17 protein-coding genes are annotated in these 14,806 nt (G+C 41.1%); 10 read left to right on the top strand and 7 right to left on the bottom strand.

Annotated elements, in window-relative coordinates; translation table 11 throughout:
* Nucleotides 1-30 precede the first annotated feature (30 nt).
* The 7 genes from BCY91_RS05820 to BCY91_RS05790 all read left to right on the top strand — a co-directional run bounded on the left by BCY91_RS05820 (nucleotide 31) and on the right by BCY91_RS05790 (nucleotide 5,034).
* Complete coding sequence (locus tag BCY91_RS05820) at nucleotides 31-1,089, top strand: HU domain-containing protein (protein WP_120181076.1); 1,059 nt, start codon at nucleotides 31-33, stop codon at nucleotides 1,087-1,089.
* A gap of 3 nt (nucleotides 1,090-1,092) precedes the next feature.
* Nucleotides 1,093-1,791, top strand: coding sequence for a MotA/TolQ/ExbB proton channel family protein (locus BCY91_RS05815; protein ID WP_120181075.1), 699 nt, complete (start codon nucleotides 1,093-1,095; stop codon nucleotides 1,789-1,791).
* Nucleotides 1,788-2,186, top strand: a complete 399-nt coding sequence (locus BCY91_RS05810) for an ExbD/TolR family protein (protein WP_120181074.1) — start codon at nucleotides 1,788-1,790, stop codon at nucleotides 2,184-2,186. Before BCY91_RS05815 ends, BCY91_RS05810 begins: the two co-directional genes overlap by 4 nt.
* A complete protein-coding gene (locus tag BCY91_RS05805; RefSeq protein WP_245989015.1) occupies nucleotides 2,183-3,016 on the top strand; it encodes an energy transducer TonB in 834 nt (277 codons plus the stop codon). Before BCY91_RS05810 ends, BCY91_RS05805 begins: the two co-directional genes overlap by 4 nt.
* A gap of 82 nt (nucleotides 3,017-3,098) precedes the next feature.
* Complete coding sequence (locus tag BCY91_RS05800; protein ID WP_120181073.1) at nucleotides 3,099-3,314, top strand: DUF2683 family protein; 216 nt, start codon at nucleotides 3,099-3,101, stop codon at nucleotides 3,312-3,314.
* Nucleotides 3,305-3,475 carry a type II toxin-antitoxin system YoeB family toxin gene (locus tag BCY91_RS05795; RefSeq protein ID WP_220699434.1) on the top strand — a complete coding sequence of 57 codons (171 nt, stop codon included), beginning with the start codon at nucleotides 3,305-3,307 and terminating at the stop codon, nucleotides 3,473-3,475. Before BCY91_RS05800 ends, BCY91_RS05795 begins: the two co-directional genes overlap by 10 nt.
* 278 nt (nucleotides 3,476-3,753) lie before the next feature.
* Nucleotides 3,754-5,034 carry a bifunctional folylpolyglutamate synthase/dihydrofolate synthase gene (locus tag BCY91_RS05790; protein WP_120181072.1) on the top strand — a complete coding sequence of 427 codons (1,281 nt, stop codon included), beginning with the start codon at nucleotides 3,754-3,756 and terminating at the stop codon, nucleotides 5,032-5,034.
* A gap of 3 nt (nucleotides 5,035-5,037) precedes the next feature.
* Here BCY91_RS05790 and BCY91_RS05785 read toward each other — a convergent pair whose 3' ends face one another.
* The 4 genes from BCY91_RS05785 to BCY91_RS05770 all read right to left on the bottom strand — a co-directional run bounded on the left by BCY91_RS05785 (nucleotide 5,038) and on the right by BCY91_RS05770 (nucleotide 8,678).
* On the bottom strand, nucleotides 5,038-5,547 hold the full coding sequence (locus BCY91_RS05785; protein ID WP_120181071.1) for a hypothetical protein: 510 nt from the start codon (nucleotides 5,545-5,547) through the stop codon (nucleotides 5,038-5,040).
* An 8-nt stretch (nucleotides 5,548-5,555) separates the two neighbouring features.
* Nucleotides 5,556-7,391: a mechanosensitive ion channel family protein gene (locus BCY91_RS05780; RefSeq protein WP_245989014.1), complete on the bottom strand. Its 1,836-nt coding sequence runs from the start codon at nucleotides 7,389-7,391 to the stop codon at nucleotides 5,556-5,558.
* Between the two features lie 226 nt (nucleotides 7,392-7,617).
* A complete protein-coding gene (locus tag BCY91_RS05775; protein ID WP_120181069.1) occupies nucleotides 7,618-8,034 on the bottom strand; it encodes an ester cyclase in 417 nt (138 codons plus the stop codon).
* 11 nt (nucleotides 8,035-8,045) lie between these two features.
* Nucleotides 8,046-8,678: a YceI family protein gene (locus BCY91_RS05770; RefSeq protein ID WP_120181068.1), complete on the bottom strand. Its 633-nt coding sequence runs from the start codon at nucleotides 8,676-8,678 to the stop codon at nucleotides 8,046-8,048.
* Between the two features lie 267 nt (nucleotides 8,679-8,945).
* Here BCY91_RS05770 and BCY91_RS05765 point away from each other — a divergent pair, with 267 nt between their 5' ends.
* The 3 genes from BCY91_RS05765 (at nucleotide 8,946) to BCY91_RS05755 (ending at nucleotide 10,662) form a co-directional block, all read left to right on the top strand.
* Nucleotides 8,946-9,917 carry a c-type cytochrome gene (locus BCY91_RS05765; protein ID WP_120181093.1) on the top strand — a complete coding sequence of 324 codons (972 nt, stop codon included), beginning with the start codon at nucleotides 8,946-8,948 and terminating at the stop codon, nucleotides 9,915-9,917.
* Between the two features lie 193 nt (nucleotides 9,918-10,110).
* Nucleotides 10,111-10,410, top strand: coding sequence for a Bor family protein (locus tag BCY91_RS05760; RefSeq protein WP_120181067.1), 300 nt, complete (start codon nucleotides 10,111-10,113; stop codon nucleotides 10,408-10,410).
* A 66-nt stretch (nucleotides 10,411-10,476) separates the two neighbouring features.
* Nucleotides 10,477-10,662 carry a hypothetical protein gene (locus BCY91_RS05755; RefSeq protein WP_120181066.1) on the top strand — a complete coding sequence of 62 codons (186 nt, stop codon included), beginning with the start codon at nucleotides 10,477-10,479 and terminating at the stop codon, nucleotides 10,660-10,662.
* Between the two features lie 25 nt (nucleotides 10,663-10,687).
* Here the strand turns inward: BCY91_RS05755 and BCY91_RS05750 are convergent, their stop codons facing one another.
* The 3 genes from BCY91_RS05750 to BCY91_RS05740 all read right to left on the bottom strand — a co-directional run bounded on the left by BCY91_RS05750 (nucleotide 10,688) and on the right by BCY91_RS05740 (nucleotide 14,632).
* Nucleotides 10,688-11,425 (bottom strand): LytR/AlgR family response regulator transcription factor, encoded by a 738-nt coding sequence (locus BCY91_RS05750; protein WP_120181065.1) that lies wholly within the window; start codon nucleotides 11,423-11,425, stop codon nucleotides 10,688-10,690.
* Between the two features lie 6 nt (nucleotides 11,426-11,431).
* Nucleotides 11,432-12,511 carry a sensor histidine kinase gene (locus BCY91_RS05745; RefSeq protein ID WP_120181064.1) on the bottom strand — a complete coding sequence of 360 codons (1,080 nt, stop codon included), beginning with the start codon at nucleotides 12,509-12,511 and terminating at the stop codon, nucleotides 11,432-11,434.
* Between the two features lie 186 nt (nucleotides 12,512-12,697).
* Nucleotides 12,698-14,632, bottom strand: a complete 1,935-nt coding sequence (locus BCY91_RS05740) for a sialate O-acetylesterase (protein WP_120181063.1) — start codon at nucleotides 14,630-14,632, stop codon at nucleotides 12,698-12,700.
* Nucleotides 14,633-14,806: the final 174 nt, after the last annotated feature.

Raw genomic sequence — 14,806 nt, 5'->3', positions numbered from 1 at the left:
TACCGCTAAAAAAACTATTTTTACAGATTGATGGAAATCGCGAATTATTTGGTTGAATTAATTACGGAAAAAGATCAGGTAACGGTGCCTGGCTTGGGTCGTTTTTTCAAAAAACGGCGCCCCGGATATTATGATGATGCCAACAAAACGTTTTTTCCGCCTGCCAGTGAAATTGCATACAGCGATGAATATATGCACGATGATAAATTGGTGCACCTCATTAGCCAAAAGCAAAACACGCCGCTAACCTCCGCTTATGCGATATTAGATGAATATATCCGCGAAATTAAAGCCGCTTTAAAAGTTGAACCCGTTTTTTTAAACGGCATTGGCACTTTAAAAAGCGAGAACGGCCAGCTAACCTTACAGTCGGACCGGCACCATGCGCTTAACGAAGAGTTTTTTGGATTGCCTGCTTTAGATACTTTTTCGCCACGCTTGGTGGGTAAAGAGGCCGAAACTTATAGCTTGGCGCAACAGGCTTTAAGCACCGCACTGCCCGAAGATTACGAGGAAGAGAAACCAAAACGTGGCATTTTAGCCATTAGCATGGGCATTGTTGCGGTGGTTATTTTGGCCGCTGTGGCGGGATTGTATTTTGCCAAACCAGACATTTATAAAAACCTGATTAAGCAAATCCAAACCTACAACCCGAAAACAAGTCCTAGCCCGATAGCGCCAGTTAGTCCGCCAAAAAACAACGCAGTGGCTTCAGATCTGCAAAAAGCAGATTCTATTTACCAAGAAAACGACATCGAATCTAAACTGAAAGCAGAAGGTTTTGAAGTAGAAAAAGCGAAAGACTCCGCAAATGTATCGGTAAAAACTAACGTTTTGCCTAAGCGCGGAAATATCAAATACGAAATTATTATTGGTTTATACACCAGACGCGAAGATGCCGTTAAAAGAGTAAGCCAATTAAAGGCAAACGGTATTGATGCACATATTGTAGAAGACGCCGATGGCCCGATGATAAAAATCAGCTGCGCCACACTTTACAGTGATGCCGAAGCAGAAAAAGAATTAGCAAGAGTAAGAGAAGAGTTAAACCCACAAGCATTTAAAAAAGCGATTAAAATTTTAAATTAAAATATGTTTTTACAGGACACCTTACAACCCTTAACCGATACGGCAACAAGTGCTGTTTCTGCATTGCAGGCCTCTCCAGATCAAGAATTGAGTTTATTTGATTTGCTAACCAAAGGTGGCTGGGTAATGATACCGCTGACCATTTTGGCACTTTTGGGCTTGGTGATATTTTTTGAGCGCTATTTGACCATCAGAAAAGCCGCACGTGATGAATCACAACTGACTATGCAAGTGCGTTCTAGCATTAAAACAGGCAACCTAGAGTCGGCAATTGCCATTTGCAAAAGCAGCAATACGCCTTTAGGCCGAATGTTGCAAAAAGGTTTGTTGCGCATTGGCAGGCCCATTAAAGATATTGAGGGCGCTATTGAAAACATTGGCCGTTTAGAGGTTTCTAAATTGGAAAAAAACCTCGGTATTTTAGGAGTAATTGCCGGTATTGCGCCCATGTTGGGTTTCGTGGGTACCATTATCGGGGTAATTACCATTTTCCATGATGTATCTGTAAAAGGCGTAATTGAAATTGGAACCATTTCTGGCGGCTTGTATGTGAAGATGATTTCATCTGCTACCGGTTTGATTATCGGTATTATTGCCTACATTTTGTACAATGTGCTTACCGCGATGGTGGATAAAGTGGTGTTGAAGATGGAGACAGATTCTATTGAGTTTATTGATTTATTAGAGGAGCCAGGCCGATGAATTTTAGGAAAAGACAAAGACCACATGTAGAGGTGCACACATCAGCACTGAACGACATCATGTTCTTTCTGTTGCTGTTTTTCCTGTTGGCATCTGCTGTGGTAAACCCAAACGTGGTAAAGCTGTTTTTACCGCGTTCAAGCTCGGGACAGGCATCGCCGCAAAAAACCATTAATGTTTCCATCACAAAAGATTTGGAATATTATGTAGAGAAAGAGCAAGTTCCGTTTAATGCTTTAGAGCAAAAGATAGCGGCATATCAGCAAGCAAATCCTGATTTAACCGTTATTTTATATGCAGACAATACCATCGCTATACAAAATGTGGTGAGTTTAACAGATATTGCCAACAAGCTTAAAATAAAACTGGTGCTGGCCACCGAACCGCAAAAATGATTAACAACTTATTAAAGAGCGATAACGACAATAATTACCCGAAAGCCATAGCAATTTCGGTAGGCTTGTTAGTGGCTTTTTTGCTGTTGAGCATTTTTTACATTGTTAACCGCGCCGCACCGCCAGAGGAAGTTGGTATTGGCGGTATTATTGTAAACTACGGCACCTCTGATGAAGGGCTGGGCAACGATTACATGAGCGTTGAAGAGCCTTCTGTTGACCCCAACGCCAACAATAAAGCTCCGGATAAAATTACGCCTAATGAAGAGGTTACGGCAAACACGCAATCGGTAAATGCCGATAATAATATTGTAACGGATGACAATTCTGACGCGGTTAGTTTAAACACCAAAAATAACGCTACCAAAAACGCCCCTACGCAAAAAACAGAAGATAAACCCGCCAAACCGGTTATTAACCAAAACGCTTTATATAAAGGCAATAAAAACAAGGGTACAGGCACAGGCGATGGTACGGGCGGCGCGCCGGGCAACCAAGGAAAACCCGAGGGCGACCCCCTGGCGGATAACTACGATGGCACAGGCTCTGGAAACGGCGGTGTGGCCTTATCTTTAAAAAGCAGGCGCTTTGTGAACTTGCCGGTGATAAAAGATGATGGACAAAAATCCGGAAAAGTGGTGGTGGAAATCCGAGTGGACAAAAATGGCGTGGTAACAAGCGCCAAAGCCGGTGGCAGAGGCACTACCCTAACCGACCCCGTGTTGTGGGATAAATGCGAAGATGCGGCTTTAGGTTCGCGCTTTAACACTTTGGAAAACGCACCGGATATGCAAGTGGGCACAATTGTGTTTAACTTTAAGGTGAAGTAATCGCAAGCATTTAAAAATCCTTTCTTTTTAATTTTTACCTGCTCTAATTTTTTTAATTATTTTTATCTGTTAAATCCCGGATATGGAAACGATAAACATTAAAGCTTATACATCTGACAGCTCTAAAATTGACGCTTTAAAGGCTTTTATGAAAGCGTTGAAAATTAAGTTCGAGGTTTCAAAGGAAACCCCTTACAATCAGGAATTCGTAAACAAGATTTTAGAAGGAGAACAAGATCTTTTAAAGGGAAAAGGTGAAAAAATGACTTTAGATGAGCTAAAAGCCTTATGGAAATAGTTTTTCTACCCAAAGCAAAAGAAGACTTAGACTTTTGGGTAAAATCTAAAAACACCAATATTTTACAGAAAATTTATCAACTTACAGAAGCGATAGTAAACACTCCTTATAGAGGGATTGGCAAACCTGAAGCTTTAAAACACCAATTGAGTGGCAAATAGTCTAGGCGGATATCGCTTGAACACCGCTACGTTTACAAGATTGAAACAGACCGGCTTATCGTGTTTTCTCTAAAAGGCCATTATTGATGTTATAAACTCAAAGTATCTCACACTTATTCCATAAAAATTTACATATAAGAGGTTTTACAACTCAAAATTATGCGAAAAGTTAGGCATTTAACAATTCACTCATTCTAATATTCACTCATCCCATCATTCATTCATTCTATCATTGTATCAATCTATCATTGTATCAATCTATCATCCAAAATTAAACAATGACCTATCCCCAAACCCTAGACTACCTTTATACCAAACTGCCCATGTTTACGCGCGTTGGCGCATCGGCGTTTAAAAAGGACTTGCACAACACCATTAAGTTTTGCCAGCATTTGGGGCATCCCGAAAAAAAATTTAAAAGCATACACATAGCCGGCACAAACGGGAAAGGCTCGACCTCGCATATGTTGGCGGCGGTTTTACAGAAAGCAGGATATAAAACCGGCTTATACACCTCGCCCCATTTAAAAGACTTTCGCGAGCGCATTAAAATAAACGGCGAAATGATTGGCGAGCAACAAGTAGTTGAATTTGTAGAGCGTAATCGAGAACTGATAGAAAACCTAGAACCTTCTTTTTTTGAAACCACCGTGGCTATGGCTTTCCAGCATTTTGCGACAGAACAGGTAGATGTTGCAGTGATTGAAGTGGGTTTAGGCGGCCGTTTAGATTCTACCAACGTTATCCATCCAGAGCTTTCCATTATTACCAATATCGGGTTTGACCATATGAGCATGTTGGGCAACACTTTGGAAGAAATTGCAGGCGAAAAAGCGGGGATTATCAAAAATAAAGTACCGGTTGTAGTTGGCGAATACCAAGCAGAGATAGCTAACGTTTTTGAAAATATCGCGGCAGAGAAAGCTTGCGATTTAAGCTTTGCCAGCGAAATGTGGGCCGTGCTACACAACCATGTTACCGATGCTAAAAGGCACTTAGAACTACAGGGCGGAACACAACAATTATCACTCTATTTAGATCTTACCGGCACGTACCAAATTAAAAATGTGAAAACCGTTTTGACCGCAGTCAATCAACTGCGCCAACTGGGTTTCAACATTAGCGATGACCACCTGCTAGCTGCATTAAGCGAAGTAAAAACACTCACCGGTTTAATGGGGCGGTGGCAAACGCTTCAACAACAACCCTTGGTCATTTGCGATACCGGACATAATGAAGACGGCATTAAAGAAGTTTTGCAAAACATTAAACTTACGCCGTACCAAACTTTAAGGATGGTTATTGGGATGGTGAAAGACAAAGACATTAGCAAAATCTTGAGCCTTTTGCCTAAAAATGCGGTTTACTACTTTTGCACGCCCAATTTAGAGCGGGCAAAACCTGCTGATGAATTACAAAGAGAAGCTTCTGAATTTGGTCTAGTTGGTGAGGTCTTCGCTTCCGTACAAAATGCTTTATATCGCGCCAAAACTGAGGCTGAACTTAAGGATTTAATTTTTGTTGGCGGAAGCACTTTTGTAGTTGCGGAAGTGGTTTAACCTTTATTCCGCTCGGAATTTCTCCACTTTATATTTTAAAATAACTGCACCAAGCTTGCTTTGGTAGCCCATTACCGGTGCAACCAATAAATTCAGCGAGTCGTTGATGCTGTTTACGCTCACGGTGTCGCTCTTTAAAAGCGCCAAATAATCTGGCTTAGCCATGGTATCTTCCAGCTTTTTGTCGGTGGAGTTGATGATTTTTCCCGCTGCATTTAACAAAGTGATTTCTGTAACGTTCCTTTCCTTCACCAAATCGGTGTTAAACACGTTAATCTCATCTAAATTATTGCGCAACATTTCGCTACGGATAGCCCAAACCAGAGGTTTAGCACTCAATTTTAACAGTTGCTTGTTTTGTTTGCTCAAGGCCGAATCTGCCTGTGCAGACAAGTCTTTACGTAGATGTTTTAGTTGATAGCTCTGATAAAAGTATAAACCAGCGCCAACAACAATTAGTATCATGATGATGACCCAACGGTAATCCATTTTCTTCTTTTCCTGATTTTCCATATCCATAATTATTTTTTGGGATGTTGTTCTGCTTGTGTTTTGACGTTGAAACTGGGCACCACATAATCTTTAGGCAAATAATCGGCCGGAATGGTGGTTACGTTGCCATCACGTGCGGCACGGTAATGTGGCGACATAATCTCGATACCGGCTTCATTACAGGCATCTTGAATGTTTTGATACAGATTTGAGTAAATAACGGCCTGCTTGCTGGCATGTTTGGTGTAAGCGTTAATTTGGTAGGCCACGTAAAAATCCTCTAATCCGGTTTGCAGTACAAAAGGCTTTGGCTCCTGCTCTATCAAATCGGTGTTTAACGCCGCCTTTATCAGCACTTCGTATAAAGTACGCCAGGGCACATCGTAACCAATGGTAATGGTTACGTGCACAATTAAACCCGGCGAACTTGCGCGTTGACAGTTTGCAGTGTAGTTGATGGTACTGCCAGAAAGCACTGCCGAGTTAGGCACCGTAATATCCTCGTTCTTGATTGTTTTTAAGCGGGTAACCAGCATGGTTTTCGCCATTACATCGCCAACATGCTCCCCTATTTTTACACGGTCGCCAATTTTAAATGGACGCATATAGGTAATTACCAAACCCGAAACCATGTTGGCAATGGCGCTGGACGAGCCCAAGGAAATGAGTATACCCAAAAAAACCGACACACCTTGGAAAGCGGGCGAATCTGACCCGGGCAAATAAGGCCATATGATAACCAACATAAAGGCGTATAAAATAAAACGCAAGATGTTAAACGTCGGATACGCCCAATCTTCATGGAAGCCGGATATTTGAATATTGCCCTTGCTTATCTCGCGCACAAAATAATGCAAGGCTTTAATGGTGTATCTAAAAATAAAGTAGATAACTAATATGGTGACAAGGTTGGGTAAAAAATCAACAATGGCATCTAAAGAAGATAGGAGCGGCGTTAAAATCCACTGAATAAGCTGCCCCGTAAGACTTTTGGTTTGCGGAAAAATGCTGAACAAAAGAGGCAAAGAAAGATAAATGACCAATAAAATTAGCAACAGCCTTAAAACATTATAGACTTTGAGCAAAAAAGAACGCAGTTGAGCTGCATTAAAAATTCGAACTTTTTTGCGCCACAGAAAATCAAAAAACTGTTGATTTTTTAAGTCCAAAAAACGTTCGCCATGCTTAAAAACTTTGTTGAGCAATTTGATCAAAACCCCCAAACCAATAATTACCCCTAAAGCCAAAGCAATATTTTTTGCCCAGTTTATTAAACTGTTCTGCTTTTTCTGTAATGATATTTCATTCTGGATGGTCTTTAGGTAGCGTTTAGCCAAGCGGGCTGGCGTTTCATCAAACCATAAAGCATCTAAATCACTTACAGACATGACCACAACTTCGCGGTTGTAAATAATATCGTAGCTGTCTTCGTTTTGTTGAATTTTAAGCGAATCTGACCTAAAAAACGGGTCGCGGTACAAGTTTTCGATTTTTTTAGAGATAGACTCTGCGCGGTCTTGCGCTTTAAAAGACCCTACACGCATATAAACGTGGAAAAGCGTATCGTGCAAAAGCACCACCGGGTAGCCTTTTGTACTTTTTTTTAACTGCGCAATTTTTTGGCTTTGTTGTACCCGCCTTACCGAGTCGGATTTATGAATTGCCACAAGCTTTTTTTGTAGTTCAAGCGTTTTAATTTGGTCGCCTTTTACGTTCCGCAGTTCTTCTTGGATTTGTAATTTAAGCAGAGAATCTAAGCGGCCTTGTTGCTGTTGACGGATAAGAATGCTTTCCGTAACGCGTGCGGTATCATTTTTAAGAGAGTCTTGAAAGGCCTGTGCTTTTAAATATTGCGTTTGCAACATCCAAACCGTCAAAAAACAAAATACTAAACACTTTTTATGCATAAGAAGCTCCCGAAAATTAAATATAAAAAAGCCGGTGAACTTTTAACAGATTAAAAGTGCTTTTGTTTGTTTAGCGCGATGGGAAAAAACAAAACCCGGCAAGGAGAATATCCGAACCGGGCAAGCGCTAAATAGTTTTCAATGCGAAAAAAACTAATAGCTCACACACCGCGAAGCTTTTGGTTTACACCGCACAACCATTTTGTATTGCTGTCAATTGCGCTTCAATGGCGTTTCCGTCAATCAAACCCCAATGTTCAGCAATTTTACCGTCATTAATCTTAAAATAACGAAAGCCGTTTACGGTTAAAGAGGTGCCGGTACTTTCAATTCCGCGCCACAAACCAATATGCCTTAACTGCAATTTCACCTTTACCATTGCCCTATTTTTATCTGCCAGCACATCTTCTATATGCGTAAAATGCGAGAATGCTTCAGATGTCATCTCAATCCATTTGATGGTGGCTTTAACATCGTTTCCTAATGATTTGGGGAGCGAAAAATCTCTGTAATCATCACATAAATATATCGTTGCATTAGCAAAAGATTGCTTGTTCCAAAAATCATTAATGAAGTTAATAATCAAGTCTTGATTGTTCATTTGTAATAAATCTATCGGTTAGCTTTGATATCGAAACTTAAATCTATGCCATCAAGCAAACGGTCATCCGCAGGGTAACTTTCGTCTAGATGATAGTTCATCCCCCACAGGCTTTGTTTAAAACTTGGTTTAGCTTTAAGCGATAGTACATTGCTGTTTAAAATAATCCGCGCAGGAAATTCTAAAGCATGCGTTTGCCCTAATAATGTCATTTCTCCCCTCACTTGGTAATTGTATCCGTTAACGTCATTGTTAAGCCTTTCGGCCGATAGAAATCTGAAACTTACTTTAGGATGCATCGCCATGTAAAAAAAGTCGGATGTTTTTAAATGATTTTCCAAAACAGGTTTCAGATGCGCAGGTAAATTTGTCACCTCGATAGTTAAAACGGGCATCTCTACAAGTCCAGCATGAATTCGTTTTAATTCTCCTCCCGGACTCACCACTGCATCCACGTTTCCCGTAGCTTGTATGGTGCCTTCGTTAAAATTGCCGTCAGCTGCTTTTCCTTTCCATGCTATTCGCGATTCGGGCGCTAAATTAAAAGTCACCAAATTGGTGTTTTTCGGCTCTTCCGGATCGTCAGAACATCCAGCCATTAAAAGACTTGCTACTAAGCCAATTGTTAAAATTATTTTTTTCATGTTTTATCGTTAACGGCAGTAACGCAGGTGTCCACGATTTAAACATTTGTCACTGCCTTATTTCAGCTTACAAGTCTGAGATAAAACAGCTGATAAACCACACAACAAAGCCAGAAAACAATTTCTATCGGTGAAAGTTTCGTTTACATCGACAAATGCGTAAAGTATCAAAAAGCACAGTGTCTATCTATAAATAGCACGCAGTCATAATTTATATATTATCATTTTAAGAAAATGAGTTATTTTTATTTATCAAAAAAAGACAAAATGAAAGCATTAAAGATTATTCTTTTCACTTTAGGAGGCATCGTGCTTATGGTAGTTGCAGGCGCAACATACGTCAACTTTGCACTTCCTAACGCCCAACCGGCAACGCAAATTAAAATTGACATTACCCCCGAACGTATTGCCCGAGGTGCCTATTTAGCTAATCATGTGGCGGTTTGCATGGACTGTCACAGCAGCAGAAACTGGGACCTTTACTCGGGTCCTATGGTTAGTAATTCCTTAGGAAACGGTGGCGAGCAATTTGACCAAAAAAAGGGCTTTCCGGGAAAAATTTATGCGCCCAACATTACGCCCTATCACCTGAAAAATTGGACAGACGGAGAGATTTTAAGAGCTATTACTACCGGAGTAAGCAAAGACGGCCATGCGTTGTTTCCACTGATGGCTTATCCGAGATTCGGAAAAATGGATAAAGAAGACGTTTACAGCATTATTGCCTACATTAGAACTTTAAAACCCATTGCTAAAAACAACCCGAAAACCGAACTGGATTTTCCGGTAAATCTTATCAACAAAACTTTACCAAAAGAAGCGGATTTTAAAGCCAAACCGGCAGAAAACAACCAGATTGCTTATGGTGCTTATTTGGTGAATGTAGCCGGATGCGTAGATTGCCACAGCAAAACAGAAAAAGGCAGCGTAATTGCCGGCACCGAGTTTGGCGGAGGAATGGAGTTTGCCATGCCTAACGGGAAAATCACGTCGCCCAATATCACCATGCACAAAGCCAACGGTTTAGGAAATTGGAGCAAGCAAACATTTGTTTCGCGTTTTAAAGCTTACGCGGATAGTAGTTACAAAGCGCCAAAAGTTGGTTTAACCGTTGCCAACACGCCCATGCCCTGGACCATGTATGCCGGAATGAGAGAGAAAGACTTAGAAGCTATTTATGAGTATTTAAACAGCCTGAAACCGCAAAACAATAAAGTTGAATTGAGGCAATATTATTAAGCTAAAGCGCTCTTCCATTTACACCAACAGTAAATGGCCGAGCGCTTTTTTCATCAATCTACCCCATATCTAAACAACTAAACAAACGCCGTTCATCTACTCGTTGCGGTAATAACACCTTTAAATAAGCCTTCCGGCATCGGTCAAAACTTTAGCTCTTCAAACTTTTTAGCATTGTTAAAAAATTCATCAAATGAAAAGAAAATTAACAAACAAAACGTTGGGGCTTTTGCTAGGCACAACAACACTCTTAAGCTCATGCTACTCGTACACCGCAGTAGTGGGCAAAGGGCCACAAACTCATGAGAAAATTGTAAAGTGGAATCACTATGTAGTTTACGGCCTGGCGCCGATAGCGGTGTCGGATGCTAAACAGTTGGCAGGTGACGCGAAAGACTACACGCTGCACATAGAGCATAGCTTTGTAAACGGATTGGTAGCGGCGCTCACTTTCGGCATTTACACGCCAACTACTGTAAGTATTACCAAATAGTGTTAAAAAAGGCCGGCTAAAGCCAGATGCTGTACCATCTGGCTTGGCTTGCCCTAATGCGAAGAAATGAAAAATTTAATTTCTTGTTTGCTGATGCTTATTTTGATTTTTAGCTTGCGCGAAGTAATTAACGTTACTCGTTATAATGACAGCCTAAACAGCTATTGCGTAGGATATGTTATTGGTAACGCTGCCGTGTTGATGGGCGCGCTATTTATTTTATATAGGATAAACAGACAACGCCTTTCCTAAACGTAAAAACGCAGAGTTTTTCACTTCAAGAGAAGTTTCCGAAAAGTTCGCGCAGTTTCTTTTGACTCTCCAGTTTGTAATTGCGGCCAATTGGCAACTGCTTTCCTAATATTTCGATGCAATAAGAGTGATAACTTTCTATTTTATCACAAGCTACCATAAAAGACCTGTGGATGCGGATAAACTGGTTCTCGGGCAAAAGCTCTTCAAGGGTGCTAATTTTCTGCTTGCTTATCAGCACCCGATCTTTTAAAAACACCTTGATATAATCTTTCGCGCTCTCTATCCAATAAATATCGCTTACCCTAACTTTTACCATTTTCCGCTCTACACGTAGGTAAAGCACACTTTCTGTAGGCGTTTGTACAGGCTCGGCTTTTAAAGTTAAACCGGTATTTTGCTTTAATTTATAATAGTCAAGCACTTTTTCCATTGCTTTTAAAAAGCGGTCAAAAGATATTGGCTTCAGTAAATAATCTAAGGCATTTAGCTCAAAAGCCTCTAAAGCAAAGTTTTGATACGCGGTGGTGAAAATAATGCGTGGCGGGCGCTTTAAAGTCTTTACTAAATCTGTGCCCAGCAAACCCGGCATTTTAATGTCTAAGAAAAGCAAATCAACAGGCGTGCTCTGCAATATCTGAAAAGCACGCACGGCATTGTCGCATTTTTCTACAAGCTCAAGCTCTGGAAAATTACGGATGTAGTTAGCAATTACTTCTATAGCTTGGGGCTCGTCGTCAATGATTAGTACTTTAATTTTCATAATGGCTTAGGATTTAGGTTGCAGATCTAAGTTTAAAACCACCGCATATAAAAGTTCTTCATCTATAATTTTTAAGGTATGATGCTGATAACAAGTCAGGTTTAACCGTTTCTGAATGTTTTTAAGCCCTATGCCGGATGCTTCCCCTTGAGCTTCGACTAGCTTGGTGGGTTTGTTGTTAGATATCTTAAAGGTAAGTTTATTGGCTTTAACCACTATATCAATGTTTATCCAAGCATCTGAACTTATCTCGGCGGCGCCGTGTTTAAAAGCGTTTTCAACGAAGGTGAGCATCAGCAAAGGCGGTATGCTTAAACCGTCCAAATCTCCCTCTATGTTCAAATTCAAATCCAAACGGTTGTCCACATAGCGTACACGTTCTACATCTATATAACTTTTTAAAATAGAGATATCCTTTTTTAAATCAACGCGGTCGGCATCGCATTCGTAAAGCATATACCTTAAAATTTCGGAAAGCTTCAATATCAGAAACGGCGATTTTGAGGATTGTTGAAGACTTAAAGAGTAAATATTGTTTAAAGTATTGAACAGGAAGTGCGGATGAATTTGATTTTTCAGAAAATTAAGTTCCGCTTGCAATGCCACTTGCCTATCTGCACGCCACAGCACAAAAAACTTCAACGAAACGGCTATCCAAACCAATTGGTTGCTTTGTTCAAAAGCGTTGATGATGAAAACCGGTTTTAAATACTGTTCTGTAATGCTGCCGTCTAACTTTTTCCACCGGTAAGCAGGGTTATCTACCAGCATTTCTTTTAGGATGTAGGGATCCGAAAAAAATATCTCGATGCTACGAAAGACGAAGGCACAAAAACAAGCCAAGGCTATGATGGTGAGGATAAAGGCGGGATATTTTTTACGGAACAAAAAATGCGGAATGGCAAAAAGCGAGATGCTGTAATAGTAAAACAGATGTAGCGGCAAAAACATCAATATCACGTTGAAGGCTGTGGCAAAACTAAGCCCGGCGATAGTAAAGGAAGAGGTAATTACCAATGTGCAAAGCAACCAAAACAAAATATGGTTTACCAAGCCTGCGTTAAGTTGGTTTGCACGGATATCCATCTCCAAATATAATTACCCGCCGGTATTTTTTCATGCAGCGTAGATGGGCGTAAGCTTTTTGTAGACAAACGGTTAAAAACAAAACATAAAAAAAGCACGATGTGCTTTTCATCGTGCAATTTGTTTTGAATAGCAACTATGAAATTATCGTGATATCCATACAAAATGCAAATAAAAACGTAATGTTTAAAAATCATCCGTTCTAAACGGCGATGCCGGCAAACCATCTTTGTTAAACAAATTGGGGTTCATCGGGCTATCGGCCCAAGCATAACGCACATATTTAGGGTTCGCCACATCCGGCGAACTTACCACAACGTTATTTCCTACAATCTTTGCATTTGCCCAAACAAATTTCCCGTCCTCCCCGGCAATGGCAAAATCAGATAAAGGCGCTCCATCTATGGCTTGCAAGCCTAAGCCTGTGTGTGTAAAATGAACAATAATTTCCTGCCCTTTTATCTCGGCAGATTGAAAAATCGGTCCACTGTATTCCAGCTGATTTTCACCATAGTCGAAATGGCGGGCAATCAGAGCTAAACGCTCCCCTACCTCCTGTTTCCGGTCCGGGTGAATATCGTTCCATTCGCCCAAATCAATGGTTACTGCCATTCCGGTGTTTGGGATGCTTAAAGTTTTGAGTGCTGCTTCGCGGACCAGAGCCGTTCCGCTTTCTGATGGCAGATAGCTTACATCGCCAAAATTGGGCAGTTGCACATAATAGAAAGGTAAAGCTGCGTTGCGGAATTGCTGGCGCCAATCGGCAATTAAGGCTGGCAACAGCTTAGCATATTCCCGCGCATTGCCGGTATTGCTTTCGCCCTGATACCATAGCACCCCTTTTATGGCGTAGTTTTTAAACGGCGCAATCATGGCGTTGTACAAAGCTGTAGGCTGGCTTTGAGCATTTACAGGACCTCGTTCGCCGGTTCGTTTGGCGGGCTTGCTAATTTGCCCTACTTTGTAACTCCAGTAACCTTTTAAATCTATCTTGGTACCACCGAAATCCAGTTTATAGGGCTTATCTGGCACAAAACCGCCTTTTCCTCCGTTGTTTTGTACCCGAACCACAAAAAGGTTTTTGCCGGCCTTAAGCAAATTAGCAGGCACTTTGTACACCCGCTGCGGATATTGATAGCTTGTAGAACCCACTTGCTTTCCGTTGATATAGAACACATCGGCATCTACAATACGTCCCATTAAAAGTGTTGCCGCTTTGTTGGCCAATTCTGCCGGAATGTCAATCTCTTTGCGGAACCAAACTACCCCGTCTAAATTGCGTAAACCTTGGTCTTCCCAAAAACCGGGAATATTTATCCTTCTCCAGCCGTTTGGCTCGTAGTCTTCTTGATACCATTTGGGGTTTGCGCTTAAGCCTAAATCATTGCCATAACTTCCGTATTCAAAAGCTTGCTCTTTTGCGCGCTTAGCAATGTAAGCGGTGTCTTTGTTTTGCCTGATGCTTGCTTTAATAGCATCAAAATTGTTAAAACCGGCTTCGCTAATCCAAGCTTCAATAGGCGTACCTCCAACGCTCGAATTAATAATTCCTATCGGGATGCCATGCTTACGGTAGATGTCGCGCGCAAAGAAATAAGCCACTGCCGAAAACTCGAGTACATTACCGGGATTGGCAGGTTTCCAGCTGCTGGTTTTTAAGGCAGTTTCTGGACCGTTTAAATTGGTTGCCGTAGGCACCCAAAACTGCCTGATCTGAGGGAAATTGGCTTCATCAATATCTTTCTGGTACCGCAAGGCGTGTAAACGCATTTGATGCACCATGTTAGACTGGCCTGCGCACAACCAAACATCACCAATAAGAATACCTTTGAGTACGATGGTATTTTTGCCCTTTAGGCTCATCTGATAAGGGCCACCTGCTTTCATGGCCGGCAAAATAATTGTCCATTTGCCCTGCGCATCCGCAACTGCTTTACCCGATTTTCCGTTAAAATTTACTTTTATTTGCTCTCCAGCGCTGGCCCAGCCCCAAATACGCAAAGGCTTATCTCTTTGTAAAACCATGCTATTGGCTATCAGTTGAGGCAATTTTATTTGGGCAAAAACAGTTTGTTGCAAGCCAACAAACAACAAGGGCAAAAGCAATTTTTTAAAGTTCATGTTGAAGGTTTAAATGTGTGTTTGCAGAATGAAGTTGCGCCGAGAAAAACCAAACCATTTCTCGGCACAGACCTCAATCAAACCAACTACTAATTACCTTTAAATTTAACAGGGTGTTAATTTTGTAAGGGTATAGCATCGAAATTAGGCTTTAAAACAGAAACAAGGTGTTAC

Origin of the sequence: Pelobium manganitolerans (genome assembly GCF_003609575.1) — a bacterium.
Lineage (GTDB): Bacteria > Bacteroidota > Bacteroidia > Sphingobacteriales > Sphingobacteriaceae > Pseudopedobacter > Pseudopedobacter manganitolerans.
Note: the sequence above shows the minus strand (reverse complement) of the source record. Positions and strands in the feature narration are given on the sequence as shown.

Coding starts and splice junctions, on each gene's coding strand:
- BCY91_RS05820 (WP_120181076.1), top strand. CDS start 31: ATGGAAATCGCGAATTATTTGGTTGAATTAATTACGGAAAAAGATCAG.
- BCY91_RS05815 (WP_120181075.1), top strand. CDS start 1,093: ATGTTTTTACAGGACACCTTACAACCCTTAACCGATACGGCAACAAGT.
- BCY91_RS05810 (WP_120181074.1), top strand. CDS start 1,788: ATGAATTTTAGGAAAAGACAAAGACCACATGTAGAGGTGCACACATCA.
- BCY91_RS05805 (WP_245989015.1), top strand. CDS start 2,183: ATGATTAACAACTTATTAAAGAGCGATAACGACAATAATTACCCGAAA.
- BCY91_RS05800 (WP_120181073.1), top strand. CDS start 3,099: ATGGAAACGATAAACATTAAAGCTTATACATCTGACAGCTCTAAAATT.
- BCY91_RS05795 (WP_220699434.1), top strand. CDS start 3,305: ATGGAAATAGTTTTTCTACCCAAAGCAAAAGAAGACTTAGACTTTTGG.
- BCY91_RS05790 (WP_120181072.1), top strand. CDS start 3,754: ATGACCTATCCCCAAACCCTAGACTACCTTTATACCAAACTGCCCATG.
- BCY91_RS05785 (WP_120181071.1), bottom strand. CDS start 5,547: ATGGAAAATCAGGAAAAGAAGAAAATGGATTACCGTTGGGTCATCATC.
- BCY91_RS05780 (WP_245989014.1), bottom strand. CDS start 7,391: ATGTTGCAAACGCAATATTTAAAAGCACAGGCCTTTCAAGACTCTCTT.
- BCY91_RS05775 (WP_120181069.1), bottom strand. CDS start 8,034: ATGAACAATCAAGACTTGATTATTAACTTCATTAATGATTTTTGGAAC.
- BCY91_RS05770 (WP_120181068.1), bottom strand. CDS start 8,678: ATGAAAAAAATAATTTTAACAATTGGCTTAGTAGCAAGTCTTTTAATG.
- BCY91_RS05765 (WP_120181093.1), top strand. CDS start 8,946: ATGAAAGCATTAAAGATTATTCTTTTCACTTTAGGAGGCATCGTGCTT.
- BCY91_RS05760 (WP_120181067.1), top strand. CDS start 10,111: ATGAAAAGAAAATTAACAAACAAAACGTTGGGGCTTTTGCTAGGCACA.
- BCY91_RS05755 (WP_120181066.1), top strand. CDS start 10,477: ATGAAAAATTTAATTTCTTGTTTGCTGATGCTTATTTTGATTTTTAGC.
- BCY91_RS05750 (WP_120181065.1), bottom strand. CDS start 11,425: ATGAAAATTAAAGTACTAATCATTGACGACGAGCCCCAAGCTATAGAA.
- BCY91_RS05745 (WP_120181064.1), bottom strand. CDS start 12,511: ATGGATATCCGTGCAAACCAACTTAACGCAGGCTTGGTAAACCATATT.
- BCY91_RS05740 (WP_120181063.1), bottom strand. CDS start 14,632: ATGAACTTTAAAAAATTGCTTTTGCCCTTGTTGTTTGTTGGCTTGCAA.